The following is a 26,369-nucleotide window of genomic DNA, read 5'->3' as shown; positions in this document are numbered from 1 at the left end:
TTCTCGGGGGGCTTCAGCGGATCTTCAGGCCGGCAAGCCGGGGGTCGCTGGGGGGATAACGCAGCTTGAGTTTTTTCAGGGTATCGCGCACGACGGTGGCGATCATCAGGTTGCGGTGTGTCTTGGAATTGGCGGGAACGATGGTCCAGGGTGCGTGCGCGGTGCTGGTCGCGCGCAGCAGCGCCTGGTAGGCCTTCTGGTAGTCGCCCCACTGCTTGCGCACGGTGAGGTCGTCCATGCTGAATTTCCAGTGTTTGGCCGGGTCGTCGACGCGCTCCTGCAGGCGCTCGCGCTGCTCCTCAAAGCCGATGTGCAGCATGAACTTCAGGATCACCGTGCCGGTCTCACTGAGCATGCGCTCGAAGTCGTTGATCTGCTGGTAACGCTGTCTGGTTTGCGCCGGCGTGATCCAGCCGTTGACCACGGGCACTAGGACGTCTTCGTAGTGGCTGCGGTTGAAGATCACCATTTCGCCAGCACCCGGCACCGCCTGGTGGATGCGCCACAGGTAGTCATGGGCCTTGTCGGCGGCAGAGGGCGCTTTCCAGCCGATGGTGTGCACGCCGAGTGGGCTGGTGCGGCTGAACACGCTGCGCAGCGTGCCGTCCTTGCCCGAGGTGTCCGTGCCCTGCAGCACCACCAGCAGCTTGAAGCGCCGGTCGGCGTAGAACTGGTCCTGCAGCGTGTCGAGCTCCATGGCCAGCGCATCGACGCGTGCCTTGTCGGCTTCCTTGTCACCGCTGGACCAGGGCTTGGCGGCTGGGTCCAGCGCGGCCAGCGAAAAGGCCGTCGCGCGGTTTCCGACCGGCGGCTGCCAACTGGCCAGCAGGGGTGAGGACAGGTTTTTTTTCGCCATGACTGTCTCCGTTCAGCCGGCAGCACGGACTGCCGGTCTTATTGACGTTTACGTAAACGTCAATCTTAGCGTGTTTGACAATGAAAAAGGGGCGCTTTCGCGCCCCTGATGTGTGAAACAGGTAACGAGGCTGCTTATTTGTACAGCAGTTGCGGTAGCCACAGGCCGATCGCGGGAAACTGGTACAGAAGGATGATGGCCAGAATCTGGATGCCCATGAACGGCAGCATGCCCAGGAAAATCTGGTTCAAGGTGACGTGTTTCGGTGCCACGCCTTTGAGGTAGAAGGCGGCCATGGCCACCGGCGGGCTCAGGAAAGCCGTTTGCAAATTCAGCGCCACCAGCAGGCCGAAAAACAAGGGATCGACCCCGAAGTTGTCGAGCAACGGGATGAAGATGGGCATGAAGATCACGATGATTTCGGTCCATTCCAGCGGCCAGCCCAGAATGAAAATAATCGCCTGGCTCAACACCAGAAACTGGGTCTTGCTCAGGTTCATGCTGAGCACCCAGGTCTCCACCAGTTCCTGGCCGCCCAGCAGTGCAAAGGCCGCCGAGAAAATGGCCGAGCCAACGAACAGCCAGCACACCATGGCGGAGGTCTTGGCAGTCAGGAAAACCGACTCCTGAAGCACCGACAGTGTCAGGCGTTTGTAGGCGATGGCCAGAACAAATCCACCCAAGGCGCCCATGGCCGCGGCTTCCGTCGGTGTGGCCAGCCCCATCACGATGGACCCAAGCACCGAGATGATGAGAATCATCAGCGGGAAGAACGAGGTCAGGAGCATCTTGAAGATTTCCAGCCGCGCAAAACTCAGGAAAAGATAGAAGAGGGTGACCAGCGCGCCGAGAATGGCAAAGCAGACCCACCACCAGGTCGGCGCATCGCGTGTGGTTGCGCCAGCAGTTGTTGTGTCGGCGCTGGCGGTGGCTGCTGCGGGCGGTTCTGCCACAGCTGCGGCTGCGGGCGCAGCGGGAGTTTCAGCGCCGGGTGGTGGCTCCTTGACATCGCCTGACGGGGGCTCCTGAAGGCCGCCTTCGGCAGGCGGCTCCTTCAAGCTGCCCTCCTGGGGAGGCTCCTGCAAACCGCCAGAATCAGCGCCTGGGGCGACGGACGCGCTGGAGGCGCCTATCTGCTGGATGTCGTAGACAGCATCGGCCTCAACCGTGGTGACCGCCCGGTAGCTGGTGACAAGCACCAGCAGAAAGAGCAGGCCCGGCAGGATCACAACCGCCAACTGCCGCAGGATGTGTCCCAAGGGCACCCCGGCATTGCGTTTGCCCTTGAGCGCGTTGAACAGGCCAGTCAGGGCATGTGCGGCTGTGCTGGTGGTCAACTGCTGCGTCTGCGGCGGCAGCGTCACCATGCGGTCTGCAGCCGACAGGGGGGGCGCCCACTGCGGCTTGATCTTGGCGATGATGATCACATAAATGATGTAAAGACCCGTGAGCATCAGGCCCGGAAAAAACGCGCCTGCGTACAACTGCACGACGGACACCCCGGCCGTGGCGCCGTAAACAATCAGCAACACGGAAGGGGGGATCAGGATGCCCAGGCAGCCGCCCGCCGTGATGGCGCCTGCAGCAAGCGGCACGCTATAACCGGCGCGCAGCATGGCTGGCAGCGCCAGCAGGCCCATCAGCGTAACCACCGCCCCCACGATACCGGTGGCTGTCGCAAAAATCGCGCAGGTCACCAGCGTGGCCACAGCCAGCGAACCTGGAACCCTGGCCAGCGCCAAGTGCAGACTCTTGAAGAGTTTTTCGATCAGGTTGGCCCGTTCAACCAGATAACCCATGAACACAAACAGCGGAATCGCGATCAACACGTCACTGGACATGGTCTTGAAGGCGGCCTGGACCATCAGGTCCAGCGTTTTTGTGCTGTTCCTGTCATAGGCCAGCCAGGTAAAAATCATGCCCATGCCCATCAGCGTGAAAGCCGTCGGAAAACCCAGCATGATGGCCGTCACCACCAGGCCCAACATCAGCAGGCCCAGGTGCCCGTTGGTGATTTTCTCAACGCTCAGCAGCAGTGCGGCGAGGCCAATCACCACCAGCGCCATGAAGGACAGGCCGAACCAGAGTTCCTTGCGAATCTTCATTTCTGGTTCCCCTTGAGGGCCAGGTCGCGCTCCAGCGCGGCCATGTCTTCGTCTTTCACGTGCACCATCTCCTTGAGTTTTTCCACGTCCACTTCCTCCACATCGCCCTCGCGCGCCGGCCAGGCGCCGGTCTGTATGCACTGGATACAGCGGATGATTTCCACGATGCCCTGTAGCAGCAAGATAAATCCCGACACCGGGATGACGAATTTGAAGGGATACAGCGGGAGCGGATCAGCATTGAACGTCTGCTCCCGGATCGCCAGTGACTCATTGGCGTAGGTCCAACCGGCCCAGGTCAGTGCAATCACGCCCGGCAGGAAGAAGATGATGTAGAGCGTCAGATCCACAATCGCCTGCGTGCGTGGCTGGAGAAAGCCATACAGCACGTCACCGCGCACATGGCCGTTCTTGCTCAGGGTGTAGGCGCCGGCCATCATGAACAACAGGCCATACAGCATGATCTGCGCATCCAGTACCCAGGCGTGTGGATTGTTGAGTACGTAGCGGTTGAACACTTCCCAACTGATCAGCAAAGTCAGCACGACCACGCTCCAGGCGCAGGCCTTGCCGATCCAGGTTGAAAAGCGGTCCACCGCCAGTAAAAACGATTGCATCACAACTCCTTGCGCCGCCCAGCGGTCCCAGAAAAAAACAAAAAGGGCACCCTCAGGTGCCCCTCAGAGGCCGTGGCTCAACTCAGGCTTTTTTGCCCTTGCCGAAATAATGGTTGTAGGCCATCTTGAAGTCCACGGTGTAATCGTTGTGCCACTGGCCCGCGCGTGCGGCAAAGGCTTTTTGCGAGTCGAGCACCTTCTTGAACAGTGCGTTCTCTCCGCCCTTCTTGACCATGATCTTGTCCCAGGACGCGAGCTGGGCGCGCAGGATCGCGTCGGGCGTTTTGTAAAACTTGACGCCAGCCTTTTTGAGCTCGATGTAGTCTTGTGAATTGCGCTCGGTGGCCTTCCAGCTCATGTCGGCGCTGGCCGCCTGAACGGCGTAGTCGATGATGGACTTGAGTTCGGCAGGCAGGGCGTTGAGCTTGCCTTTGTTGAACAGAATCTCGAACTGCTCGCCGCTCTGGTGGAAGCTCTGCAGCATGCAGTTCTTGACCACGTCGGGGAAGCCCAGCAACCTGTCCGACGAAGCGTTGTTGAACTCGGCGCCATCGATCAGGCCGCGGTCCAGCGCGGGCACGATCTCACCACCGGGCAGCGGGTTCACCGCCGCGCCCATGTCGGTGTACATGTCAACGGCCAGTCCCACGGTACGGAACTTTATGCCCTTGATGTCTTCGACCTTGGAGATGGGTTTCTTGAACCAGCCGAACGGCTGGGTCGGCATGGGGCCATACAGGTAGGACACCACGTCCATGTTGATCGATTTGTAGATCTCCTCCAGCAGCGCCTTGCCGCCGCCGTAGTTGTGCCAGGCCAGCAGCATGTTGGGGTCCATGCCGAAGGACGGACCGGAACCCCACAGCGCGAGCGCTGAATTCTTGCCGTAGTGGTAAGCCACCACGCCGTGGCCGCCGTCGAGCGTGCCCTTGTTGACGGCCTCAAGCAGCTGGAAAGCAGGCACAACAGCGCCCGCAGGCAGCACCTCGATTTTCAGCTTGCCACTCGCCATGTCATTTACTTTTTTGGCGAAATCGGACGCGTACTCATGGAAGATGTCTTTCGATGGCCAGGTGCTCTGGAAGCGCAGAGTGGTCGCGGTCTGGGCAGTGGCCAGCATCGGTGCGGACATGGCTCCGGCGCCCGCTGCGACAGCGGCGCCCTTGAGCAGGCTGCGGCGGCGAGGTGTTTTGATATCTGTCATGGCGTGTCTCCTGATGGTGATTGAAAGTTAGCAAGCTATCTTTCGCGATTGCCGCTTGGCTTGAAAGAGGGTTTTTACCAACGAGATGCCGATGATTGCACCCAAATGGGGTGAAACTGTTTATCAACGCGCCATTTGCGTTGCGGCTGTCAGCTTTTCGTCAAGATTCGGCGACCCAAACGCATGCTGACCTCCCGGCAGGGCGCGGGGTTGTTGCTGCAGCCTTGATTTTCAGCCTTTCTGGTCTCTAGCCCCTGCCCGACATGGGCGAGCAGCTATAAAAAAAGGAGCAATTTGTTGCTTCAGTGATTGCACCTGCGCGCTCGGTCAGCCGCTGCGATTGAACGCGTGCCACAGGTCTAAACTTGGCGCTGCGCTGATGCATTGGCCGATGGTCAGTGTCCGTTGCCCGAACCCGGAATTGCCATGAAACCGCTTCAACTCTTCGACCCTGCTTCCAGCACCTACACCTATGTGCTGTTCGATCCAGCAACACACGAGGCGCTCATCATCGACCCGGTGGATCAACAACTTGAGCGCGATCTCGCCGTCCTTCGAGGCCATGGGCTCAAGCTGCGGTGGACGGTTGAAACCCACGCCCATGCCGACCACATCACCAGCGCCGGGCAACTGGCCGAGCACACCGGGGCGCAAACGGCGGCGCCTGAGGCTTGCGGCATCGCAAGCGCTGCACGTCAGCTCAAGGAGGGCGACGTGCTGCGGGTGGGCGGCGAGCAGATCACGGTGATACATACGCCGGGCCACACCGCCGGAAGTGTCAGTTATCTTTGGCGCGAGCATCTTTTTACCGGCGACACCTTGCTCATCAAGGGTTGTGGCCGTACCGATTTCCAGTCCGGCAGCGCCGAGGCGCTGTATCACAGCATCACGCAGCGGCTGTTCACACTGCCAGACCACACCGTGGTCTGGCCCGGACACGATTATCAGGGCCGGAGTCATTCGACGATCGCTGCGGAGAGGGCCGGCAATCCGCGGATTGCCGGCAAAAGCCTGGCGGAGTTCGTGGCCACCATGGCCGAGCTCAAGCTGCCGCGGCCAGCGCGTATCGACGAGGCGCTGCCGGCGAATCTGAACTCAGGCCTGGGCAGTGGCCGTCAGGATGCCGACGGTGCGTGTTTGCTGCAGGTCCAACCCGCCCAGGGCTATGCCGGCAATGTGTCGCCCGAACTGGCCTGCCAGTGGTGGCAGGCCGGCCAGGCCGTGCTGATTGACGTACGCAGCGATGCCGAGCGCGAATGGGTCGGTTTTGTGCCGGGTGCGGTGGCGCTGGCCTGGAAGCAGTGGCCGGGCATGGCCATGAATCCGCAGTTCGACGAAGGCCTGCAGGCCGCCGTGCCTGCCGGCGGCAAGGCCGTGATGTTGTGCAGAAGCGGGGTGCGCTCGATTGCTGCGGCCAAACGCGCCACCGAACTGGGGCTGGAGGCCTACAACATCCTTGAGGGCTTTGAAGGTGACCCGGACGCTGAAGCCCATCGCGGCACGCGCGGTGGCTGGCGGTTTCGCGGGTTGCCGTGGCGTCAGGGTTAGAGCCCCCACGTTCGCTCACCTCGTGTAGCTCTCTGCCCCCCGAGGGGGCGCATTTTTTCTCGGGTCACCCTGCGAAAAAACATCAACCCCCACGCTCCCCACTGCGTGTGGTCGCTGCCACCCGATGGGGCGCTGCGCCTGCGGGCCGGCAGAGCCGGACCTGCGGCCCTGGCTTGAAAATACGAGTTCCGAGACCGCGAGACAGCGAAGCGCGGTTCACATAAACTGACTGCATGAACAACGACAGCCTGCTCAAACGCATCGAGTCCAAACGCGATGAGGTGGTGGCCCTCACGCAAGACCTGGTGCGCATCCCTACAACGAATCCGCCCGGCGACGCCTACGAAGCCTGTGCCCGCTTGCTTGGTGAACGGCTTGCCAGGCGCGGCTTTGCCGTCGAATACATACGCGCCACTGGCGCGCCGGGTGACCGCGATTCGCACCCACGCATCAATGTGGTGGCGCGTTATGAAGGCCAGCCCGGCGGCGAGTGTGTGCATTTCAACAGCCACATCGATGTGGTCGAAGCAGGCTCCGGCTGGAGCAGCGACCCCTTCGGCGCCGACATCCGGGACGGCAAGATCTTTGGACGCGGCACCTGCGACATGAAAGGCGGGCTGGCCTCCAGCGTGATTGCCTGCGAGGCGATTTTGGAAGAGGGCCTGCCGTTTGCCGGTGCACTGGAAATTTCCGGCACGGTGGATGAGGAGTCGGGCGGGTTTGCCGGCGTCGGTTACCTGGCCGAGCGTGGCTACTTCTCCAAACCACGTGTGCATCACGTGATCATTCCCGAGCCGCTCGGTGTGGACCGCATCTGCCTGGGCCATCGCGGCGTCTGGTGGGGCGAGGTTGAAACCCTGGGGCGGATCGCCCACGGCTCCATGCCTTTTCTGGGCGACAGCGCCATCAACCACATGAGTGCTTTCATCCATCTGCTGGAAACGCAACTGCAGCCGCGTCTGTCGCAGCGCCACACCGCCGAGCCGGTGGAGCCCTCCGGCGCTCGGGTCAGCACACTTAACATCAACAGCCTGCATGGTGGCCAGGTCGAACAACGGTTCGCCATGGACGCCCTGAACCGACCAACCGGCGACCTGCCCTCACCCGTGGTCGCGCACTCCTGCCGCGCGGTGCTGGATCGGCGTTTCATTGCCGAAGAAAACCTGGAGGCCGTGAAAGCTGAAATCGTCGCCATGCTCGAAGAGCTCAAGCGCAGTCGGCCGGGTTTCAACTACGGCATCAAGGACATCATGAGTTTTGTGCCAACCGCCACGCCAAAGGATGCGCCGGTGGTGCTGGCGACTGCCCGAGCGATTGCCCGCGTGCTGGGCCGCGAGGCCAGCTACATCTCCAGCCCCGGCACTTACGATCAGAAACACATTGTGCGCACCGGTAAGCTTGACGCCTGTATTGCCTACGGTCCCGGCATCCTGGATCTGGCGCATCAGCCGGACGAATATGTGGGCATACAGGAACTGGTGGACAGCGCAAAAATCATGGCGTTGGCCGCTTTGAGTCTGACCCGAGGCACACAAACCGCCTGACGCGGTAGTACAAAAGGTCTTAATTTGGTAAAGAGTCGCCTCTGATCTGCATTTCTGTGCTGGACCCCTGTTAATGTTGACAGGGGTCACGGAGGCGAAATTGTCAATTTCCTTTTCAATGGTGTTACTTCTTCACACGGTAACACCATGCCAACACCTCTTCTTGATCACTCTGCCCAGGATGTTTCAATAAAACCAGCGGTCGAGCCCGCGTTGTCCGCACATTTGCAGCAACGTATCACTCGCGACTTTGCCCCCCGATGGGAGCACCAGTGGGGCGGCAAATTTGTGCTGCACGGCCGTGCAGTGGGACCTGATGCGGTGCGTCTGGACGGAAACGACTACCTCAACGTCACCGGTCATCCGGATATTGTTGGGGCGCAGATTACTGCGCTGCGCCAGGACAGCGAGGCTGTTGTGCAGTCCGGCGTATTTCTTCTGGGCGGCCATCCTGTGCATGCGTTTGAGGCTGATCTGTCGCATTGGCTTGGCAAGGAGGACGGCTACCTCTGCCAGTCTGGCTACACGGCCAACATGGGGTTGCTGCAGATCATCGCGGACGAGGACACGCCGGTCTACCTCGACGGATTGGCGCACATGTCCTTGTGGGAAGGCGCCCGTGCCGCAAAGGCGCCAGCCCACGCGTTCCGCCACAACGACCCCGAACACCTGGACCGCATGTTGCAGCGTCACGGCCCCGGTGTTGTTGTGGTCGACTCGGTGTACAGCACCACGGGGGCCTTGTGCCCGTTGCTGGACATCCTGGAGGTGGTGGAGCGTCATCACAGTATGATCGTGGTCGATGAGTCGCATTCGCTGGGCACGCATGGACCTCGGGGTGCCGGATTGTGCGCGGAGCTTGGCGTGACGCATCGGGTGCACTTCATTACCGCAAGTCTTGCCAAGGCTTTCGCCGGCAGGGCCGGGTTTTTTACGGCGCCGGCCAGCATGCGCTACTACACGCTCATTTCAAGTTTTCCGAATATTTTCAGTTCTTCCCTGCTGCCCCACGAGATCGCGGGTTTGTCAGCGACCCTGGGCGTGATCCGCGACAGTGACGAGGCGCGCCAGCGCCTGCATGCGAACACCGCGCGTTTGCGCCAGAGTCTTGCCGATTCGGGTTTTCCCATTCACCACGGCACCGAACAGATCATTGCGCTCGAAGCAGGCACGGAGGCGGCCGCCATGGTGTTGCGCGACGAGTTGGAATCACGCGGTGTGGTCGGTTCGATCTTCTGCGCGCCCGCCACCAGCCGCAACCGCGCGATGGTGCGGCTCACGCTGCACGCGGCCCTGACCGACGCCGAACTCGACCACGTCGAGGCAGCAACGCGTGAGGTGGCGCTTGTGGTGAAGCCCTGGGACTGGCCAATCGCCCGACGTGCACGAGCTGCCGAAGTGGCTGGCAATCAGGATGGCGGCAGAAAATCCTAGTCCTGGACTGTGCGGTGGCCGTGTTGTCTGAGCCACTGGCCGTAGCCTGTCAGTCCGGGTGGGTTTGCGGAGGAGTCAACCGGGAACAATGCGGCCAGCAACGAACCTTCATGGCCGATTGAAAACGCCTGAGCCCGCCGGGCAGGGCCTAACTGCCCCAAGGCCTGCTGGAGCTCCAGATCCACCAGTGTCCGGCCATCCCGGATATCTGCCGCCTCCGCAGCGCCCACGCCCTGGATTTCAGCCAGCTCCGCCAGTTCCGCCAGGTCTGCAGCAGATTCCAGTTGCAGCCAGCTGACACGCCCTTCTGCATCCATGCCCAAAATGCCGAAAGGCTGGCCAATAACCACATGCTCCACCCAGTGGGCGCTGGCCAGACTGCCAAGTTGTCGCGCGACCGAGGGCACCTGTAGCAAGGCGTGCTGCGGTTGACTGAGCGCGGTTCGCCAGATTTGGGAATGGCGCATTTGCGGCCTGTCAATCATGCGTTGGACCACCGCGATGAGGTACTGGGAAATATCGGGCGTCTGCTTGGCGATGAACTGGTCAATCAGTCCCCGGTTGAAGGCACTGACCGCTACATGTTCGTCGGCTTGACCCGTCAGCAGCACCCGTCCCCCTGGCCAGTCGGTGAGTTCGCCCAGTGCCTGCAGGCCGTCCATACCGGGCATCGCGTAGTCAAAGACACATACCTGGGTCAGCCCAAAACGCCCCGGCTCGGTCGCCCAGTAGCGCAGGATTTGCGGTATCAGCGGCCTGCCTGCGCGCCAGTTGTCAATGATCTCCTGCTGCGCCCAGGCGTCTGCCTCCCACAGCGGAGGCTCCTGCTGCAACTGGTTGATGCAAACCTGTGGCCGCAGATAGAACCGGATATGCCATTGCTCCGGCAGCACCATGGCCAGCATTTCCAGATAGGCCTGATCATCATCCAGAAAAACGACCGTCCCCGGACGGCGAAAAAGAGGAAAACTCATAGGAAGCGCATTCTTCTAGGTCAGGACTGGAAGCTCAATGATGAACAGGGCGCCGCGGCCGGGTTCCGATTTGACCCGGATGCTCCCATGAGCGCTTTGCACGACCTGCTGGCAAAAGGCCAGTCCCAGACCGTGACCGGTACCGTAATCGGTGGAAAAAAAGGGCTCAAAAATCCGGGTCTGCAATTCAGGTGCGATGCCAACCCCCTGATCCTCGATGAAAATTCGACCGGAGCCGTTGAGAACGCCGACTTCGATACGCAAATCGCCCGGATTGGGGGAAGAACTGCCTGCCGCCAGAGAACGAAAAGCATTCTTCAGGAGGTTGTTGATGACCTGGGTAAAAAGCCGACCGGACGACTCGAAGGAAAAGTCCTTGCGAAGCACCAGCACGACGCTGTCCCGTTCCCGCGAATTGCGGTAGGGATAGTCCCTGACCACATTGCGCAGCAGTTCAGAGGCCGTCACTGTTTCCTTATGGGTCGGCAGGCGCTGCAGGCCCGCGTTGACGATTTGAGTGTCGATTTGCTGGTTCATGGTACGCACCATACTGTGCAGTCTGATCACGAGTTGCTCAAACCGTTGATCGCTCCCTGCGTTCCTGGGCTGCCGGGCTTCATTTCTCAAAGCGTCTCCTATCAGCGACATGGTGGCCAGGGGGGTACGCAATTCGTGCGCCATGATACCCATGGTCGTCAGCGTGTGGTTCAACTGCTCGCGCCGGAGGTTGGCCGAAGACAAGCCCAGCAGGAGGCCCATGCTCACACAGAAAAAAATCACCATCGCGCCAGTCAGCAGGGTGGTTGTCGTCATGGGTGGCACGGCGGGACCCCATAACCAGAAGACGGCGCCTGCCAGCAGGGCTGCTGCAGCCAGACCCAAGGTGGCAATGCGCCAGTCCGTCACAAAATAGTAGATCAGGATCATTGCCGCCATGCTCGACAGCCATGCCGTGTTGCCCCCATTGCAAAGGTACATGTAGGAAAAAAGAAATGGCAACTCAAACCAGATCACCGCACTGAAGACATGGCCGGCAAGAGCACTCGACGGCTGGCGGCTGATCCGGTTGCTGATTAAAAGCAGTCCCAATGAGCTCGTAAAAATCCGGAGACCCAGATTTTCATAGGGCTGGGGCAGCAACACGGACCAGACCCACCAGAACAGCGGGTGCCCGATCAATGTGAACAAGCCCAGACCCTTGATACGCAGGGGCGTGGGATGAAGTACCGGCACCAGCGGCGAGGTGATGACTTCTTCCCTGAGCCAGCGCACGACGCGGCTCCAGGCCGATCCCCGCAGCGTCGTTGACGTCTGGACCTCCCGCAGAGTATGGGTGGTGCCGGGGCAGGAGGATGCGGGTTTGTTCACACAGGCGGTCGGGCTAGGCTTTGCTGGCGAATTGTCATCGTTGTGGGGGCGCTGCCCGCCCGGCATCCCCTTCGCCGAGACCACGGCACGGACGCTCGGTCAATGATCAATCTTGTACGAACACCCGCTTTCGCGAATGCATGCAGCGTTTCTGTTTCGGCTACCGGCGACGATACTGTGGCGGGTGCAAAATAGGACGCGCTTGTTTCCGATGGGGTCAAGCTGTAAACCGGCCCTTTCCTCGCGTCACTATGTCCGTCAAGCGCCAAGGCCAATGAATTTGTCATCTGGTTCTGCCCGGCAATCTGAAATTCTGGATCATGAATAAATTTTGGGACAGTTCTCCACACATGGGCGCAATTCTGGGGGAAAACTGAAAGTGCGCCAACCTGTCAACTTTGACAGTCTTGCGCTGGACAGCATGCTGGCCGACTGGATTTCTGCCCTGCGCGACTATGCGGTCGAGGCCGTCGTTGTCCTGGGGCCTGACCCTTTCGGGCAGCGCCAGGACCGGGTGGTGGCAGCGGTCCACCCCCCGCGCCTGCAGGAGCCAGCGCTGGCCCTCGCCGAAAGCCAGGACTTTGGCGCGCCCTGGCGGGAGTCCGATGCACCGATGGTGGCCTGGCAGCACATTGGCAATTCAGACACGGGGGGCGACCGCTGGCGTCTGTTGTGGCTGGCCCACGGGTTTCAGAGCGTGGTGCGGGTTGAGTTTCCCCTGCCTTCTGGACGCGCCTTCGAATGTTTCATGTTCAGTCCTCGCCAGTTCCATGACCGGGCTGAAGCTGCCGCGCTGGTCTGGTCGGCGCTCAACATCTGGCCCCTGTTCAAACGCACCTTGGCCGCTGCCAGCAGTCCGCTCAGTCCGCGCGAGAGCGAATGCCTGGCGCTTGCTTTCGAAGGCCTGACCGCCCGACAGACCGGCGAGCGCCTGCGCTGCACCGAGCGCACGGTCAATTACCACATGGCCAACGCCATGGCCAAACTCAGAGTGGACAACAAGATGTCGGCGATTCAACGCGCCTGCTGGCTGGGTGTGATCTGAGGCCGACCGGACGCTGTCACGGTGGTTTCCCGGTGGCTTGAATATTGCATCTGAACTATGGTTACATTACCCAGGGGGCCCCAGTGCTTCCGGCCTGACTGTTCCACCCCTTGTTTCTAAGGAAAATTTGTCATGAAACGTCGTTCCCTTGTCGCTCTGGCCACTTCTGCCGCGCTGCTGTCCTCCTTGCTGCTGCCCGCTGCCGTCCAGGCCCAGGCCAAAACCCTCAAAGTGGTGCCGCACGCGAACATCACCATTCTGGACCCGGTCTGGACCACGGCGTTTGTGACCCGCAACCACGGTTACATGATTTACGACACCTTGTTCGGCACCGATCTGGAAGGCAAGGTCAAGCCGCAGATGGTGGACACCTACAGCGCGTCCAAGGACAACAAGGTCTGGTCCTTTACCCTGCGCGACGGGCTTGAGTTCCATGATGGAAAACCGGTCACCAGCGAGGATGTGGTGGCCTCGCTCAAGCGCTGGGCCAGCCGCGACAGTTTTGGCGGCGTCATGGCCAAAAGTCTGGCCAGTTATGAGACGCCCAATGCGAAGACCTTCATCATCAAATTCAACCAGCCGTTTGGTGTGATGCTCGAAGCACTCGGCAAACCTTCGTCAAATGTGCCCTTCATCATGCCGGCGCGTATCGCGGCCACGCCTGGCAGTGAGCAGATCAAGGAGAACATCGGCTCGGGCCCCTACAAGTTTGTCACGGCCGAGTACAAGCCCGGTGAAAAACTGGTCTATGTCAAGAACGACAAATACAAGCCGCGCAGCGAAGCGCCCAACGGTACAACCGGCGGCAAAAACGTCTATCTGGACCGGGTCGAGTGGATCATCATCCGTGATCCGCAGACCCAGTTCAATGCGCTGATCGCCGGGGAGGTGGACATCATTGAGCAGCCAGCTTTTGAGCAGTACGCCTCCCTCAAGGCCGCCAAGGATGTGCAGATTGTCGATGCGCAGCCAGCCGGTCTGCAATACATCTTCCGCTTCAACCACCTGCACGCGCCGTTTGACAATGTGAAGATCCGCCAGGCCGCCATGGTGGCCATGGGTCAGGAGGCCTTCCTGAAAACCCAGGTCGGCGCACCCGGCATGTACAAGTACTGCAAAAGCATTTTTCCTTGCGGCACGCCTTACGCCAGTGACAACACCGGTATTTATACCGGCATGGCCAATCCGGTCAAGGCCAAGCAGATGCTGGCCGATGCCGGTTACAAGGGTGAGCCGATTGTGCTGATGCGGCCGACCGACCTGGCCTCGATCGCCAAGCTGCCGCTGGTGGCCAAGCAGCAGCTTGAAGCCGCTGGCTTCAAGGTGGACATGCAGCAGTCCGACTGGGCCACGCTGCTGGCACGCCGCGCCAAGAAAGATGCGCCGGACAAGGGTGGCTGGAACGCCTTCATGACAGCCTGGACCGCCGGCGACATCCAGAACCCGCTGACCATGGCCATGCTCAATGCCACCGGCGACAAGGGCTGGTTTGGCTGGCAGGATGACAAGGTCATCGAGGAACTGAAGGTCAAATTCGCCCAGGCCGGCACCGAGGCCGAGAAGAAGAAGCTTGCAGAGCAACTGCAGACACGCGCGATTGAAACCGCCTCGCATGTACATCTGGGCCAGTACAACAATCCGGCGGCACTGCGCAGCAACATCTCCGGCCTGGTGCCAGGCGGCGCGCAGGTGTACTGGAATATTAAGAAGAACTAAGCCTGTGGGCTGGTTGAATTGTCATTGCGGGCTTGACCTGCAATCTAGGCTCGCGCGTCATCGATGCCGGATCAGATCCGGCATGACAACCAAGATACCGTCCGCCAACAAATCCCCATGCTGAGATTCCTGCTGCAACGCCTGCTGGCGACCATCCCGGTGTTGCTGGTGGTGGCCATCGTCGTGTTCCTGATCCTGCGGCTCACGCCGGGTGATCCTGCGGCTGTGATTGCCGGTAACAACTCGACCAATGAAGACATCGAAAGAATCCGTGAGACCCTGGGGTTGAGCAAGCCGCTGCTGACCCAGTTCTGGATCTGGTTCGGCGGTGTATTGCAGGGCGATCTCGGGTACTCCTTCTACCTGAATCGCCCCGTCACCGAATTGATCACGCAGCGCTTGGAGCCCACGCTGAGCCTGGCTGCCGGCACCCTGGTGATGGCGGTGCTGGTGGCGGTGCCGCTGGGCACCATCGCTGCCTGGCGCATGGGCGGCTGGCTGGACCGGCTGCTGTCGGGTTTTTCAGTGGCGGGTTTCTCGATTCCGGTGTTTGTTACCGGCTACCTTCTGATTTACGTGTTTGCCGTGCAGTTGGAGTGGTTTCCGGTGCAAGGCTACCGGCGTCTGTTCGGTGGCGACGGGCAGGGGATCTGGGCCTGGGCGCGCCAGCTGGTGCTGCCCTGGATCACGCTGGCCATGATTTATGTGGCGCTGATTGCCCGTGTCACGCGCGCCAGCGTGTCGGAGGCTCTGACGGAAGACTACATCCGCACCGCGCGCGCCAAAGGCCTGGCCGAATCAGCGGTGCTGATGCGCCATGCGCTGGCCAATGCGGCGGTGCCCATCGTCACGGTGGTCGGTATCGGTGTGGCTCTGCTGATCGGGGGCGTGGTGGTGACCGAGACGGTTTATTCGATTCCCGGCCTGGGCTCTCTGACCGTCGACGCGGTGCTGAACCGCGACTTTCCGGTGATCCAGGGGCTGGTGCTGTTTTTCAGCTTGCTGTATGTCGGGGTGAATCTGCTGGTGGACGTCAGTTACCTGTTTCTGGACCCGAGGATCCGTTACTGATGGGCGCCGGGCTACTTCTCTGGCGAAGGCTCTGGGGCAACAGTGCGTTTCGCTTCGGCGCCGGTGTGATTGGCGTGCTATTGCTGCTGGCCGCGCTGGCGCCAGTGCTGGGGACGGTAGACCCTGCTGCCATGGATTCGGCCCACATCAATACCGCTGCAGGCGTGCGCGGCGACTTTGCGCAACGCGACGGCACGGTGGTCCCACACACTTTCTGGATGGGCGCCGACAACTTTGGCCGCGACATTTTCAGCCGGGTGATCTACGGCACGCGCACGTCGCTGCTGGTGGCGGCTTTCACCGCTGTTGTGGCGATTGGGGTCGGCGCTCTGCTGGGCATGCTGGCGGGTTACTTTCGTATTGTCGACGCCGTGCTGATGCGTTTCATGGACGGGCTGATGGCGATTCCGGCGATCCTGCTGGCGATCGCGCTGGTGGCCGCGTTGGGCGCGCAACTTTGGACCGTGGTGGTGGCGATCGCGATCCCGGAGATTCCGCGTGTCACGCGCCTGGTGCGTTCGATGGTGCTGACGCTGCGTGAGGAGCCGTTTGTGGAAGCCGCACGCGCGCTGGCGACGCCGACCCCGGTGATTCTGTGGCGGCACATCCTGCCGAACGCCATGGCGCCACTGATTGTCCAGGGCACGTTTGTGGCCGCATCGGCCGTGTTGACCGAGGCGATCCTGAGTTTTCTCGGTTTGGGGCTGCCCGCCGACATCCCGACCTGGGGCAACATCATGGCCGAGGGCCGGGTGCAGTTCACCCAGTACCCTGGCAATGTGCTGTTCCCGGCGCTGTTCCTGGTGCCCACCGTACTGGCCATCAACCTGCTGGGCGATGGGCTGCGCGATGTGCTCGATCCGAAGTTTTCAAAGCGCAGTCCATGAGCACAGCTGTCGCACCCGTTCTCGTCATCGACAAGCTGCATGTGGCCCTCCCAAGCGGCAGCGACCGCGCGTATGCGGTGGAAGACATCAGCTTGCGCATCCACGCCGGCCAGACCCTGTGTGTGGTCGGCGAATCGGGATCTGGGAAATCAGTCATGGCTACGGCTGTCATGGGCCTGCTGGCGCGCGAGCTCAAACCTGGTCCGGGCGGTATCGTGCTGCAGGGGGAATCCCTGCTCGATGCCAGCCCGCAGCGCCTGCGCGCCTTGCGCGGCCAGGCCATGGGCATGGTGTTCCAGGAGCCGATGACGGCGCTGAATCCGGTGATGCGCTGCGGCGACCAGATTGACGAGCTGCTCAGGCAGCACACCGACTGGAACGCCAGGCGGCGCGGCGAAGCGGTGCTGAACATCCTGCAGCGGGTCAAACTGCCCGAGCCGGAGCGCATGCTGCGCAGCTACCCGCATCAGCTCTCGGGCGGCCAGCGTCAGCGCATCGTGATCGCCATGGCGGTGATCCTGCAGCCGGCCCTGCTGATCTGCGACGAGCCGACCACGGCGCTCGATGTCACCACGCAAAAGGAAATCCTCAAGTTGATCGAGGAGTTGCAGGCCGACCTGTCGGGCGGCCACCGCTGCGCCGTGTTGTTCATCACGCACGACATGGGTGTGGTGGCCGACATTGCCGACGAGGTGCTGGTGATGAACCAGGGGCGGGCCGTGGAGTACGGCACGCGTGACGCCGTGCTGCGCAACCCGCAGGCTGACTACACAAAAATGCTTCTTGCCGCAGTGCCTGGCATGACACCACCGCCGGCGCGCCCGGCGCCTCAGGGGCCGCCGTTGCTGCGCGGGCAGGACGTCAGCAAGACCTATGTCGCGCGCGACTGGCTGGGCCGCCAGCGCCTCACGCAGGCCTTGCAGGCTGCCTCGGTGGCGGTGTCGGCCGGCGAAACGGTGGGGGTGGTCGGCGAGTCCGGGTCCGGCAAATCGACGCTGGCGCGTTGCCTGATCCGCCTGATCGACCCGACCGCCGGCCAGGTGTTGTGGCGCGCCCCTGGCAAGGATGCGGACGGCGCGCTGACCGATGTCGCCAGTTTCACCGAAGGTCGGCTCCGGCCACTGCGCAGCCAGGTCCAGGTGGTGTTCCAGGACCCGAACCGTTCGCTCAATCCGCGCCGCAAAGTGGGCGATTCCATCATTGAAGGCGCGATCAATTTCGGGGCCAGCCGCGCGGAGGCCCTGGCGCTGGCCGCCAGCCTGATGGACAAGGTGCGTTTGCCTGTCGAAGGCTTGCAGCGCTACCCCAGCCAGTTCTCGGGCGGCCAGCGCCAGCGCATCGCGATCGCGCGCGCGCTGGCCTGCCGGCCGCGTGTGCTGGTGGCGGACGAGGCCGTCAGTGCGCTTGACGTCAGCGTACAGGCACAAATTCTGAGCCTGCTGCGTGAGATCCAGGCCGAGCTCGGCCTGGGTCTACTGTTCATTACCCATGACCTGCGTGTCGCTGCCCAGTTGTGCGACCGGGTCATCGTGATGCACCAGGGACAAATTGTCGAAGAAGGGCCGACGACCGAGCTCTATGCCCACCCCCAACATGACTACACGCGCCGGCTGCTGGCTGCCGCGCCCGGAGCTGCTTTTTGAAAATCCTTGTCGCCGGCTACCAGCACGAAACCAACACCTTTGCACCCCTGAAAGCCGACTGGGACGCGTTCAACCGCGGTGATGTGTTTCCGGCCTTCATGCAAGGCCAGGCCATGCTGGACCAGCTCAGCGGCGTGAACCTGCCGGCCAGCGGCTTTATCGTCGCAGCCCGGGCGCGCGGCTGGCAGGTGCTGCCGGGAAGCTGGTGCGGGGCCTCGCCATCTTCCTACGTGACGCAGGATGCTTTTGAACGGATCAGCGCTGCCGTGTTGGCCGATGTCGCCAGGGGCGGTTTTGATGCGGTCTATCTTGACCTGCACGGCGCCGGTGTGGCGGAACACGTGGCCGATACCGAAGGTGAACTGATAGACCGCATTCGCAAGCTGGTCGGACCAGACCTTCCGATTGTCGCCAGCCTGGACCTGCACGCCAATGTGACCAAAACCATGCTGACGCAAGCGGACGCCCTGGTCGCCTACCGCACCTACCCGCACGTTGACATGGCGTCGACCGGTGCGCTGGCCGCCGAATTGCTGGCGCGCAGGATAGCAGGAGGCCGCAAGGAAGAGGTCCAGTTCCGGCGCCTGCCTTTTCTGATCCCGCTCAACGCACAAAGCACCTGGATGGCGCCTGCGCAGGGGCTGTACGAGGCGCTGACGGCGGCAGATGAAGAGTTCAATGTCCGACTGAGTTTTTGCATGGGTTTTCCGGCCTCGGATTTCGACGAGTGCGGCCCCATGGTCTGGGCCCATGGCGAACGTGCGCAGGAGGCGTTGGAGCACCTGTATGCGCGCGTCGCCGAGCCCAGCCAATGGACGCTGGATTTTTTGCCGGCGCGAGATGCGGTCGCGCATGTGCTGACTCGCGCGGCATCCATGCACACGCCGCTGGTGATCGCCGACACCCAGGACAATCCCGGCGCCGGCGGCAGCAGCAACACCACCGGCCTCTTGCATGCGCTGCTCGCGCAAGGCGCAGGCCGGCAGTTCCCCGGTCAGGTGGCGTTGGGATTGATGTTTGACCCCGCCGCTGCGCAAGCCGCGTTTGCTGCTGGCGTGGGCGCGACCGTGTCGCTCAGCCTGGGGCAGGCGGTGCCGACCTTCACCGGCCAGCGCAGCGATCCGCCGGTGACCGGCGATTTCCGGGTGCGCGCACTTTGCGACGGCCAGGTGACTCTCAAGGGCCCGATGATGACCGGCATGGCCGCGACGCTCGGGCCTTGCGCCTGCCTTGAGATCGACGGTGTGCTGGTGGCCGTGGCCAGTGGCCAGATGCAGATGCTGGACCGAGAATTGTTCCGCATGGTCGGCATAACACCCGAAGCCATGAAAATCATCGTGGTCAAAAGCTCCAACCACTTCCGCGCGGACTTTACGCCGCTGGTGGCTGATGCAAAAACCGACATCATTGTGGCCAAGGCCGCTGGCCCGATGGCGGCCGATCCGGCCGATTTGCCGTGGAAGAACTTGCCTGCTTCGATGCGGCGCAAGCCTTAGCTCGAAATTCCAGTTTTTGGAGTATCCGATGACGCTCTCCGCCCCCCGCACCGATCTTTCCGACTACACCGCCACTGAACTGCTGCAGCTTTATCAAACAGGTGAGGCCTCACCAGTGGACGCCACCCGTGCGGTGCTGGCCCGGATTGACGCGCTGAATCCACAACTCAATGCGTTTTGCCTGGTGGCGCACGAGACGGCGCTGCAGGCTGCCCGTGGCAGCGAAACGCGCTGGCAGAAATTTCGCAAAGGCGGCGCCCCCTGCGGTGAACTCGACGGTGTGCCCGTATCCATCAAGGACATCATCCTGACGCGCGGCATGCCCACGCTGCGTGGCAGCCAGACGGTTGATCCCGACCAGCCCTGGGACGTGGATGCGCCGGCCACGGCGCGCCTGCGTGAAGCCGGCGCCGTCATCCTCGGCAAGACCAACACGCCAGAGTTTGGGTGCAAGGGCGAGACCAACTCACCGCGTACCGGCATCACGCGCAATCCGTGGGATCTGTCAAAAACACCGGGCGGGTCCTCGGGTGGCGCTGCCGCCGCTGTGGCCTCCGGCATGGGGCCGCTCGCCGTGGGCACCGACGGCGCCGGTTCGGTGCGCATCCCGGCGGCCTTTTGCGGGAACGTGGGCCTCAAGCCGAGTTTCGGCCGGGTGCCGGCCTATCCGCTGTCACCGTTTGGATCGGTCGCGCACCTGGGGCCACACAGCCGCAGCGTGCCAGATGCGGCGCTGATGATGAACGTGCTGAAAAAGCCCGACGCGCGCGACTGGACCTCGTTGCCGCCGGACAGCAGCGACTACCTGCTGGGACTGGAAGACGGCATCCGCGGCTTGCGCATCGCCTGGTCGCCGACACTGGGCTTTGCCAAAAACGTGCATCCCGAGGTGGCGCGTTCAGTCGCGCAGGCCGTTGCGCAACTGTCGGAGCTGGGCGCGCACGTTGAACAGATCGACCCCGGTTTCGACGATCCGCTGGAGATCACCACTGGCCTGTGGTTTGCGGGCGCCTGGACCGTCTGGAACACCTTGAGCCCAGCGCAGCAGGCGCTGACCGACCCGGACTTCCGCGCTGAGGCGCTGCTGGGCGAAAAGCTCAGCCTGCTCGATATCCAGCGCCTGCATTTGCAGCGCGGCGCGCTGGGCTCGCAGATGCGCCAGTTCATGCAGCGCTTCGACCTGCTGGTCACGCCCAGCGTGGCGGTGCCGGCCTTTGAGGCGCGGCCGGCCGGGCACTCCCCCATGGACCCGGTGACCATGCTGGGCTGGACGCCGTTTTCCTACCCCTTCAACCTGACCCAGCAACCCGCCAGCACCGTGCCTTGCGGGATGACCACCGATGGTTTGCCGATCGGCCTGCAGTTTGTCGGCCCCATGTTTGGTGATGCACTGGTGCTGCGGGCCTCGCGGGCCTATGAAGCTGCACGAGCTGGCACGGTGGACTTTGCGCGGCCGGTGACGCCGCACTGAGTGACAGGGTCCTTCAGGTAAGCCCTTCCCGTTGACAGGCCAGAACCTGTTCATAATCCTGTCACATGACTTTTCTAGCACTTGACGTGGGCAATACCCGCCTGAAGTGGGCCCAGTACGAGGCCCCGGTTTCGGGAGCGCGGGTGCTGGCCCACGGCGCCGTATTTCTCGAGAATATCGACAAACTTGCCGACGACGAGTGGAGCGGTCTGCCCCCGCCGTCGCGCATCCTCGGCTGTATCGTGGCCGGCGACGCGGTCAAGCGGCGTGTCATCGAACAGATGGAACTCTGGGATGTGGCTCCGCGCTGGGTCATCCCGAGTGCCCAGGAAGCCGGCGTGACCAATGGGTATGACCACCCGGCGCGCCTCGGTGCCGACCGCTGGGTGGCCATGATAGGTGCCCGGCACCGCCTGCTGGCACGGGACATTCAAAAGCCCTGCGTGGTGGTGATGGTGGGCACCGCAGTCACGGTCGAGGCCATTGATGCGTCAGGAAAATTTCTTGGCGGCATCATTCTGCCCGGCCACGGCATCATGCTGCGCGCGCTGGAGTCCGGCACCGCCGGTCTGCATGTCCCGACCGGTGACGTGAAAGATTTCCCTACCAACACCAGCGACGCGCTGACCAGTGGCGGCACCTTTGCCATTGCTGGCGCCGTTCAACGCATGGTGGAGAACGTCACGCGGCATTGCGGCGAGGCGCCCGAATGCATCATGACCGGCGGCGCGGGATGGAAGATGGGGCCCAGCATGTCGGTGAAGTTCGAGTTGGTGGAAGGCCTGATTTTTGATGGTTTGCTGGAGATTGCGTCACGGCGGTTTCCGGTCGAGCATTGATATCCGAGACTGCATGAAAGCGGTTTGCGCTGCAGCTTTGCAGCTGGGATAAACTGATTTTTGCAAGCGGGGTCATGCCCGGTCTGATGATCACCACCTGTTTTTCCACCTCTTTTGGAGCCCGCCATGGACAACACCAGCAAAGACAAACTGATCACCGACATGAAGCTCGTTCTCGCCGATGTGGAGGATTTGCTCAAGGCCGCCACCGCCGCCACAGGCGAGACTGCTGCCGCCTTGCGTGAAAAAGCGGCCGGCAAGCTCAAGCTCGCGACCGAAAAGCTCACCGGTCTGCAGGAGGCGGCGTTGCTCAAAGGCAAGGAAGCCGCGAAGGCCACGGATGAGTATGTCCACGCCAACCCGTGGAAAGCTGTCGGTATCGCCGCTGCGGCCGGCTTTGTGATCGGCTTGCTGGTCAACCGCAAGTAGTCCCGGCAAACACCGGGACCCTGCCGCATGAACACCTCTGAAACCGGCACACCGCCGCGCCTGCTGGCTTCATTGCGTCAGCTCGCATTGACTGCGCTGGCCATGGCCCATACCCGCCTGGCCTTGGCGGGTGTCGAGCTGGAAGAAGAGTTGCAGCGGCTGGTCGGACTGTTGATGAGCCTGCTGGGCTTGCTGGTGTTCGGCCTGGTCGGTGTGCTGACAGCGACCCTGCTGGTGGTGCTGGCTGTCGATGCGGACCAGCGTGTGACCGTGCTGGCTTGTTTTGCGGTCGGCTACCTGGGCCTGGCGGCTTGGTTCGTGTGGCGCGTGCAGCGCATGCTGGCCACGCGGCCGCCATTTCTGCAAGCCACGCTGGCCGAAATGGAGCGGGACCGCGAGGCGTTGCAGTCCGCCTCGACCGGCGACGTGCCGCTTGGCAAAGATACCCATGCGTGAGGCCGCGAAACAGAGGGCCATGAGAAAGCAGTTGCTGCTGCTGCGCTCGGCCACTGAGCGTGCTGAACTGGCCTACGCCCTGACCGCAGTGAGGCAGTCGGTAACTGTGTTTGGCAAGGCGGCGCCGGCTCTGGCGATGGGCCGGGGTGTGCCACTGGTGCTCGGCTTGCTCAAACGCGCTCCGTTGCTCAGCCCTTTGCTCTCGCTGGCTCTTGCGGGCGCGCGCAGGCCGGTGCTGCGTTACGGGGCCTTGGCTGCAGGCGCCGTCTTTGTGGCGTGGAAAGCCTGGCAGTGGCTGGCCGGGCAGGGTGCGCAGGCCTCTCAACATGTCGCTCCGCAGTCAACTTCGGACGCTCCTGAATAGATAGCAGCTCACGCCCGCAGGACATGGGCTGGAGGCCGATTCGATGCATAAAATCGATGCACGGCCTCAAACTTCAAGATTATCGATCAGGCGCGTTGTCCCCAGCTTGGCCGCGCCCAGCACCACAAGTGTGGTGGTGTCGCCCTCGTTGGGCGGCAGCAGATCGGCGCGGCGGCGCACGGTCAGGTAGTCAGGCTTCCAGCCGCGCGCGCTCAGGGCCAGCATCGCTTCGATTTCCAGCGTTTCGCGTTGCGCCATGCCCTGCGTCTTCACGGCTTGGCCCAGCGCTTGTAATGCGCGCGACAACTCCACTGCTTCGCTGCGCTCTTGCGCATTGAGGTAGCCGTTGCGCGAGGACAGCGCCAGGCCGTCGGCCGCACGCAGCGTCTCTCCGGGGACGATGCTGATCGGCAGGGCAAACTGCTGCACCATGCGCCGCACGATCATCACCTGCTGGTAGTCCTTCTTGCCAAACATCGCGACGCCTTCGGGCTTGCCGGCGAACACGCAGGAAAACAGCTTCATCACCACGGTGCTGACGCCGACAAAAAATCCGGGACGGAAGTGGCCTTCGAGGATGTCGGCGAGTTCTGCCGGCGGGTGCACCTTGTAGGTCTGCGGCTCGGGGTAGAGGTCGGTCTCGCGCGGCGCAAACAGCACATCACAGCCGGCGGCGCGCAGCCGGTCGCAGTCGGCCTCCCAAGTGCGCGGGTAACTGTCGAAGTCCTCGTGCGGTGCAAACTGCAGGCGATTCACAAAAATGCTGGCCACCGTCACGTCGCCCAACGGCTTGGCCTGGTCCACCAGCGCGATGTGGCCATCATGCAGATTGCCCATGGTGGCTACAAAGGCAGGGCGCTGGAAAGGTGCGAGTGCGGCGCGTAGGTCGGCGATGGTGTGGACGATTTTCATGCGGTTCGGGAGGGTTGCAGTTCAGAAGGGGCGACTATACAAGTGACAGCGTGGCGGCCTTAATTTCACCACGCGTGGACAGCGTCGACCGGAAAGCAGCCCTCCTTGACAGCCTGCACATAAGCCTGCATCGCGCCCTGCACGCTGTGGGCCTCGGCCATGAAGTTGCGGACGAACTTCGGCATTTTTCCGAGATTCATGCCCAGCATGTCGTGCAAGACCAGCACCTGGCCAGCGGTGCCCACGCCGGCGCCTATACCGATGGTCGCGCAGTGCGTGAGTTCCTTCGTCAGCGCTGCGGAGAGGGCGGCCGGCACCATCTCCAGCACCAGCATGGCCGCGCCGGCATCCTGCAGCGCGTGCGCCTGGCTGCGCAGGGTGGCTGCCGCTTCATCGCCCCGGCCCTGTACGCGATAACCGCCCAAGGCATGTACGGTTTGCGGTGTGAGGCCCAGATGCGCGCAGACTGGAATGCCGCGCTCCACCAGGAAAAACACGGTGTCGGTGGTCCAGCCGCCGCCTTCGAGCTTGACCATGTGCGCGCCGGCCTGCATCAACACGGTGGCGCTGTGCAGGGCCTGTTCTTTCGATTCGTGATAACTGCCAAAGGGCAGATCGGCGATCAGCCAGGCTGTGCCCTGGGCGCGACGCAGGCCGCGCGCCACACACTCGGTGTGGTGCCGCATGGCTTCGAGCGTGACGCCGACCGTGTTGCTCAGTCCCTGGCAGACCATGCCCAGCGAATCGCCAACCAGAATACATTCGACACCAGCCGCGTCCGCCACTGCGGCGAAGGTCGCGTCGTAAGCCGTCAGCATGGTGATTTTTTCGCCCCGTGCATGCATCTCGCGCAGGCGCGGCAGGCTGATGGGCTTGCGCATCGCCGCGGGCGGTGCGGCGGGCAGCGTACCGTAGGGGCTGGCCGACGGTTGTGTCATGGCTGTGCTTCGGGGGCTGAACGCGTCATGCCGAGTCGCTCCAGCAAGGCCACATCGGCACCGGTGTCCGGGTTGCCGGTGGTCAGCAGCTTGTCGCCATAAAAGATGGAGTTGGCGCCGGCGAGGAAACACAGGGCCTGCACCGCGTCACCCATTTGCTGGCGGCCTGCTGACAGGCGCACGCGCGCCTTCGGCATGGTAATGCGTGCGACCGCGATGGTGCGCACGAATTCAAACGGGTCCAGATCGGCCTGATCCGCCAGCGGGGTGCCTTCCACCTTGACCAGGTTGTTGATGGGCACCGATTCGGGGTATGGCGTCAGATTCGCCAGCTCGGCGACCAGGCCGGCGCGCTGGCGCCGGGTTTCGCCCATGCCGACAATGCCGCCGCAGCAGACCTTGACGCCTGCGCTGCGCACGCGCGCCAGGGTGTCGAGGCGGTCCTGGTAGTCGCGTGTGGTGATGATGTCGCCGTAGAAGTCGGGCGCGCTGTCGAGGTTGTGGTTGTAGTAGTCCAGGCCTGCGCTTTGTAGCGTTTGCGCATGGCCGTCTTCCAGCATGCCCAGGGTGGCGCAGGTTTCCAGGCCCAGCGCCTTCACCGTGCGCACCAGTTCGGCGATTTTTTCAATGTCGCGGTCTTTCGGCGCGCGCCAGGCCGCGCCCATGCAAAAACGCGTGGCGCCGGCGTCCTTGGCGCGTTGCGCCGCCAGCTTCACCTCCTCCGGCTCCATCAGCTTGGTGGCCTCCACGCCGGTGTCGAAACGGGCCGCTTGCGGGCAGTAGTTGCAGTCTTCCGGGCAACCCCCGGTTTTGACAGACAGCAGGGTGGCAAATTCGACCCGCGACGGATCGAAATTTTCACGGTGCACGGTTTGCGCCTGGTGCATCAGCTCGGGGAAGGGCAGGTTGAACAGCGCTTCGATGGCGTCGATGCTCCAGCGTGAGCTGGGGCGGGTGGGGGCGGTCTGGCGCGGCGGGTGCAGGGTGACGGGTTGTTCAATAACGCTGGACATGGTTGATTCTTTCAAACGACGGACATGGGACAGGGCTGCGGTCGGCTACAAACCCTGCATTGCAATTGTGGGCGTTCTCCCCCGATACGATTGGCCTCATCGACAAACACCAGTTTGGGCTGGAAGCCGGCCATCTGGTCTGCCGGCAACTGAACAACCGCTGCAATGATGACCAGGTCGCTAACAGCCGTCTGGCGAGCCGCCGAACCGTTGACCGAGATGGTGCCACTGCCGCGCTGGGCGCGTATCGTATAGGTCTCAAAAGGCGCGCCGTTGTTGATGGTTCAGATGTGGATTTGCTCAAACTCGGCAATGCCGGAAGCTTCCTGAAGGTCGTCGTCGATGGCACAGGAGCCTTCGTAGTGCAGCTCGCATTGGGTCACGGTCGCACGGTGGATTTTGCCGGCCAATAAAGTGCGTTGCATGGTGTTTTCTATTG

General features: G+C 62.5%; 23 protein-coding genes and 2 pseudogenes. 15 read left to right on the top strand and 10 right to left on the bottom strand.

Features of this window, described 5'->3' with window-relative positions; all coding sequences use genetic code 11:
* Positions 1-13 precede the first annotated feature (13 nt).
* The 4 genes from ACH2CW_RS05220 to ACH2CW_RS05205 form a co-directional block, all read right to left on the bottom strand.
* Positions 14-856 carry a PPK2 family polyphosphate kinase gene (locus ACH2CW_RS05220; RefSeq protein WP_395055789.1) on the bottom strand — a complete coding sequence of 281 codons (843 nt, stop codon included), beginning with the start codon at positions 854-856 and terminating at the stop codon, positions 14-16.
* Between the two features lie 134 nt (positions 857-990).
* Complete coding sequence (locus ACH2CW_RS05215) at positions 991-2,961, bottom strand: TRAP transporter large permease subunit (RefSeq protein ID WP_395055787.1); 1,971 nt, start codon at positions 2,959-2,961, stop codon at positions 991-993.
* A complete protein-coding gene (locus tag ACH2CW_RS05210) occupies positions 2,958-3,578 on the bottom strand; it encodes a TRAP transporter small permease subunit (protein ID WP_395055785.1) in 621 nt (206 codons plus the stop codon). Before ACH2CW_RS05210 ends, ACH2CW_RS05215 begins: the two co-directional genes overlap by 4 nt.
* Positions 3,579-3,660: 82 nt before the next feature.
* Positions 3,661-4,782 carry a TRAP transporter substrate-binding protein gene (locus ACH2CW_RS05205; RefSeq protein WP_395055783.1) on the bottom strand — a complete coding sequence of 374 codons (1,122 nt, stop codon included), beginning with the start codon at positions 4,780-4,782 and terminating at the stop codon, positions 3,661-3,663.
* A gap of 426 nt (positions 4,783-5,208) precedes the next feature.
* Here ACH2CW_RS05205 and ACH2CW_RS05200 point away from each other — a divergent pair.
* From ACH2CW_RS05200 to cqsA, 4 genes and pseudogenes are all read left to right on the top strand, one after another.
* Positions 5,209-5,709, top strand: a pseudogene (locus ACH2CW_RS05200) (MBL fold metallo-hydrolase); the annotation flags it as partial.
* Positions 5,710-5,883: 174 nt separating this feature from the next.
* Complete coding sequence (locus tag ACH2CW_RS05195) at positions 5,884-6,330, top strand: rhodanese-like domain-containing protein (protein WP_395056143.1); 447 nt, start codon at positions 5,884-5,886, stop codon at positions 6,328-6,330.
* 233 nt (positions 6,331-6,563) lie between these two features.
* Positions 6,564-7,874, top strand: a complete 1,311-nt coding sequence (locus tag ACH2CW_RS05190) for an acetylornithine deacetylase/succinyl-diaminopimelate desuccinylase family protein (RefSeq protein ID WP_395055781.1) — start codon at positions 6,564-6,566, stop codon at positions 7,872-7,874.
* A 147-nt stretch (positions 7,875-8,021) separates the two neighbouring features.
* The gene (cqsA, locus tag ACH2CW_RS05185; RefSeq protein ID WP_395055779.1) at positions 8,022-9,308 is read left to right on the top strand and encodes an alpha-hydroxyketone-type quorum-sensing autoinducer synthase; all 1,287 of its coding nucleotides are present in this window, start codon (positions 8,022-8,024) and stop codon (positions 9,306-9,308) included.
* Here the strand turns inward: cqsA and ACH2CW_RS05180 are convergent.
* The gene (locus ACH2CW_RS05180; protein ID WP_395055777.1) at positions 9,305-10,282 is read right to left on the bottom strand and encodes a response regulator; all 978 of its coding nucleotides are present in this window, start codon (positions 10,280-10,282) and stop codon (positions 9,305-9,307) included. The two genes, cqsA and ACH2CW_RS05180, sit on opposite strands and share 4 nt — an antisense overlap.
* A 15-nt stretch (positions 10,283-10,297) precedes the next feature.
* Positions 10,298-11,650 carry a sensor histidine kinase gene (locus ACH2CW_RS05175; RefSeq protein WP_395055775.1) on the bottom strand — a complete coding sequence of 451 codons (1,353 nt, stop codon included), beginning with the start codon at positions 11,648-11,650 and terminating at the stop codon, positions 10,298-10,300.
* Between the two features lie 379 nt (positions 11,651-12,029).
* On the opposite strand from ACH2CW_RS05175, the gene ACH2CW_RS05170 reads away from it, so the two are divergent.
* The 11 genes from ACH2CW_RS05170 to ACH2CW_RS05120 all read left to right on the top strand — a co-directional run bounded on the left by ACH2CW_RS05170 (position 12,030) and on the right by ACH2CW_RS05120 (position 23,067).
* Positions 12,030-12,695 carry a LuxR C-terminal-related transcriptional regulator gene (locus ACH2CW_RS05170; RefSeq protein ID WP_395055773.1) on the top strand — a complete coding sequence of 222 codons (666 nt, stop codon included), beginning with the start codon at positions 12,030-12,032 and terminating at the stop codon, positions 12,693-12,695.
* Between the two features lie 132 nt (positions 12,696-12,827).
* A complete protein-coding gene (locus ACH2CW_RS05165) occupies positions 12,828-14,411 on the top strand; it encodes an ABC transporter substrate-binding protein (RefSeq protein ID WP_395055771.1) in 1,584 nt (527 codons plus the stop codon).
* Between the two features lie 117 nt (positions 14,412-14,528).
* Positions 14,529-15,482 carry an ABC transporter permease gene (locus ACH2CW_RS05160; RefSeq protein WP_395055769.1) on the top strand — a complete coding sequence of 318 codons (954 nt, stop codon included), beginning with the start codon at positions 14,529-14,531 and terminating at the stop codon, positions 15,480-15,482.
* Positions 15,482-16,369: an ABC transporter permease gene (locus tag ACH2CW_RS05155; RefSeq protein WP_395055768.1), complete on the top strand. Its 888-nt coding sequence runs from the start codon at positions 15,482-15,484 to the stop codon at positions 16,367-16,369. Before ACH2CW_RS05160 ends, ACH2CW_RS05155 begins: the two co-directional genes overlap by 1 nt.
* Entirely contained in the window at positions 16,366-18,012 is a 1,647-nt protein-coding gene (locus tag ACH2CW_RS05150; RefSeq protein ID WP_395055767.1) for a dipeptide ABC transporter ATP-binding protein, read from the top strand. Before ACH2CW_RS05155 ends, ACH2CW_RS05150 begins: the two co-directional genes overlap by 4 nt.
* Entirely contained in the window at positions 18,009-19,508 is a 1,500-nt protein-coding gene (locus ACH2CW_RS05145; protein WP_395055766.1) for a M81 family metallopeptidase, read from the top strand. The genes ACH2CW_RS05150 and ACH2CW_RS05145 overlap by 4 nt, the downstream gene beginning before the upstream one ends.
* Before the next feature lie 28 nt (positions 19,509-19,536).
* A complete protein-coding gene (locus ACH2CW_RS05140; RefSeq protein ID WP_395055765.1) occupies positions 19,537-20,979 on the top strand; it encodes an amidase in 1,443 nt (480 codons plus the stop codon).
* A 65-nt stretch (positions 20,980-21,044) separates the two neighbouring features.
* Positions 21,045-21,818 carry a type III pantothenate kinase gene (locus ACH2CW_RS05135; protein ID WP_395055764.1) on the top strand — a complete coding sequence of 258 codons (774 nt, stop codon included), beginning with the start codon at positions 21,045-21,047 and terminating at the stop codon, positions 21,816-21,818.
* A gap of 126 nt (positions 21,819-21,944) precedes the next feature.
* Positions 21,945-22,247 (top strand): YqjD family protein, encoded by a 303-nt coding sequence (locus tag ACH2CW_RS05130; protein ID WP_395055763.1) that lies wholly within the window; start codon positions 21,945-21,947, stop codon positions 22,245-22,247.
* 27 nt (positions 22,248-22,274) lie between these two features.
* Positions 22,275-22,703 carry a phage holin family protein gene (locus tag ACH2CW_RS05125; RefSeq protein ID WP_395055762.1) on the top strand — a complete coding sequence of 143 codons (429 nt, stop codon included), beginning with the start codon at positions 22,275-22,277 and terminating at the stop codon, positions 22,701-22,703.
* A 19-nt stretch (positions 22,704-22,722) separates the two neighbouring features.
* Complete coding sequence (locus ACH2CW_RS05120) at positions 22,723-23,067, top strand: hypothetical protein (protein ID WP_395055761.1); 345 nt, start codon at positions 22,723-22,725, stop codon at positions 23,065-23,067.
* 66 nt (positions 23,068-23,133) lie between these two features.
* Here ACH2CW_RS05120 and panC read toward each other — a convergent pair whose 3' ends face one another.
* The 4 genes and pseudogenes from panC to panD form a co-directional block, all read right to left on the bottom strand.
* Positions 23,134-23,979, bottom strand: coding sequence for a pantoate--beta-alanine ligase (gene panC, locus ACH2CW_RS05115; protein ID WP_395055760.1), 846 nt, complete (start codon positions 23,977-23,979; stop codon positions 23,134-23,136).
* 65 nt (positions 23,980-24,044) lie between these two features.
* Entirely contained in the window at positions 24,045-24,917 is an 873-nt protein-coding gene (gene panB, locus ACH2CW_RS05110) for a 3-methyl-2-oxobutanoate hydroxymethyltransferase (RefSeq protein ID WP_395055759.1), read from the bottom strand.
* Positions 24,914-25,930 carry a biotin synthase BioB gene (gene bioB, locus ACH2CW_RS05105; protein ID WP_395055758.1) on the bottom strand — a complete coding sequence of 339 codons (1,017 nt, stop codon included), beginning with the start codon at positions 25,928-25,930 and terminating at the stop codon, positions 24,914-24,916. The genes panB and bioB overlap by 4 nt, the downstream gene beginning before the upstream one ends.
* Before the next feature lie 11 nt (positions 25,931-25,941).
* Positions 25,942-26,355 (bottom strand): annotated as a pseudogene (panD, locus tag ACH2CW_RS05100) (aspartate 1-decarboxylase).
* Positions 26,356-26,369 lie beyond the last annotated feature (14 nt).

The organism is Polaromonas sp. (assembly GCF_043778355.1).
Lineage (GTDB): Bacteria > Pseudomonadota > Gammaproteobacteria > Burkholderiales > Burkholderiaceae_C > Polaromonas.
The sequence above is the reverse complement of the archived record's forward strand: the minus strand, read 5'-3'. Positions and strand labels throughout refer to the sequence as shown.

Bases quoted from the DNA above. Each gene is read 5' to 3' on its own strand.
- ACH2CW_RS05155 (WP_395055768.1), top strand. From the start codon at position 15,482: ATGGGCGCCGGGCTACTTCTCTGGCGAAGGCTCTGGGGCAACAGTGCG.
- ACH2CW_RS05215 (WP_395055787.1), bottom strand. From the start codon at position 2,961: ATGAAGATTCGCAAGGAACTCTGGTTCGGCCTGTCCTTCATGGCGCTG.
- bioB (WP_395055758.1), bottom strand. From the start codon at position 25,930: ATGTCCAGCGTTATTGAACAACCCGTCACCCTGCACCCGCCGCGCCAG.
- ACH2CW_RS05150 (WP_395055767.1), top strand. From the start codon at position 16,366: ATGAGCACAGCTGTCGCACCCGTTCTCGTCATCGACAAGCTGCATGTG.
- ACH2CW_RS05160 (WP_395055769.1), top strand. From the start codon at position 14,529: ATGCTGAGATTCCTGCTGCAACGCCTGCTGGCGACCATCCCGGTGTTG.
- ACH2CW_RS05140 (WP_395055765.1), top strand. From the start codon at position 19,537: ATGACGCTCTCCGCCCCCCGCACCGATCTTTCCGACTACACCGCCACT.
- ACH2CW_RS05180 (WP_395055777.1), bottom strand. From the start codon at position 10,282: ATGAGTTTTCCTCTTTTTCGCCGTCCGGGGACGGTCGTTTTTCTGGAT.
- ACH2CW_RS05120 (WP_395055761.1), top strand. From the start codon at position 22,723: ATGAGAAAGCAGTTGCTGCTGCTGCGCTCGGCCACTGAGCGTGCTGAA.
- ACH2CW_RS05210 (WP_395055785.1), bottom strand. From the start codon at position 3,578: ATGCAATCGTTTTTACTGGCGGTGGACCGCTTTTCAACCTGGATCGGC.
- panC (WP_395055760.1), bottom strand. From the start codon at position 23,979: ATGAAAATCGTCCACACCATCGCCGACCTACGCGCCGCACTCGCACCT.
- cqsA (WP_395055779.1), top strand. From the start codon at position 8,022: ATGCCAACACCTCTTCTTGATCACTCTGCCCAGGATGTTTCAATAAAA.
- ACH2CW_RS05220 (WP_395055789.1), bottom strand. From the start codon at position 856: ATGGCGAAAAAAAACCTGTCCTCACCCCTGCTGGCCAGTTGGCAGCCG.
- ACH2CW_RS05130 (WP_395055763.1), top strand. From the start codon at position 21,945: ATGGACAACACCAGCAAAGACAAACTGATCACCGACATGAAGCTCGTT.
- ACH2CW_RS05125 (WP_395055762.1), top strand. From the start codon at position 22,275: ATGAACACCTCTGAAACCGGCACACCGCCGCGCCTGCTGGCTTCATTG.
- ACH2CW_RS05165 (WP_395055771.1), top strand. From the start codon at position 12,828: ATGAAACGTCGTTCCCTTGTCGCTCTGGCCACTTCTGCCGCGCTGCTG.
- ACH2CW_RS05205 (WP_395055783.1), bottom strand. From the start codon at position 4,782: ATGACAGATATCAAAACACCTCGCCGCCGCAGCCTGCTCAAGGGCGCC.
- ACH2CW_RS05190 (WP_395055781.1), top strand. From the start codon at position 6,564: ATGAACAACGACAGCCTGCTCAAACGCATCGAGTCCAAACGCGATGAG.
- ACH2CW_RS05135 (WP_395055764.1), top strand. From the start codon at position 21,045: ATGACTTTTCTAGCACTTGACGTGGGCAATACCCGCCTGAAGTGGGCC.
- panB (WP_395055759.1), bottom strand. From the start codon at position 24,917: ATGACACAACCGTCGGCCAGCCCCTACGGTACGCTGCCCGCCGCACCG.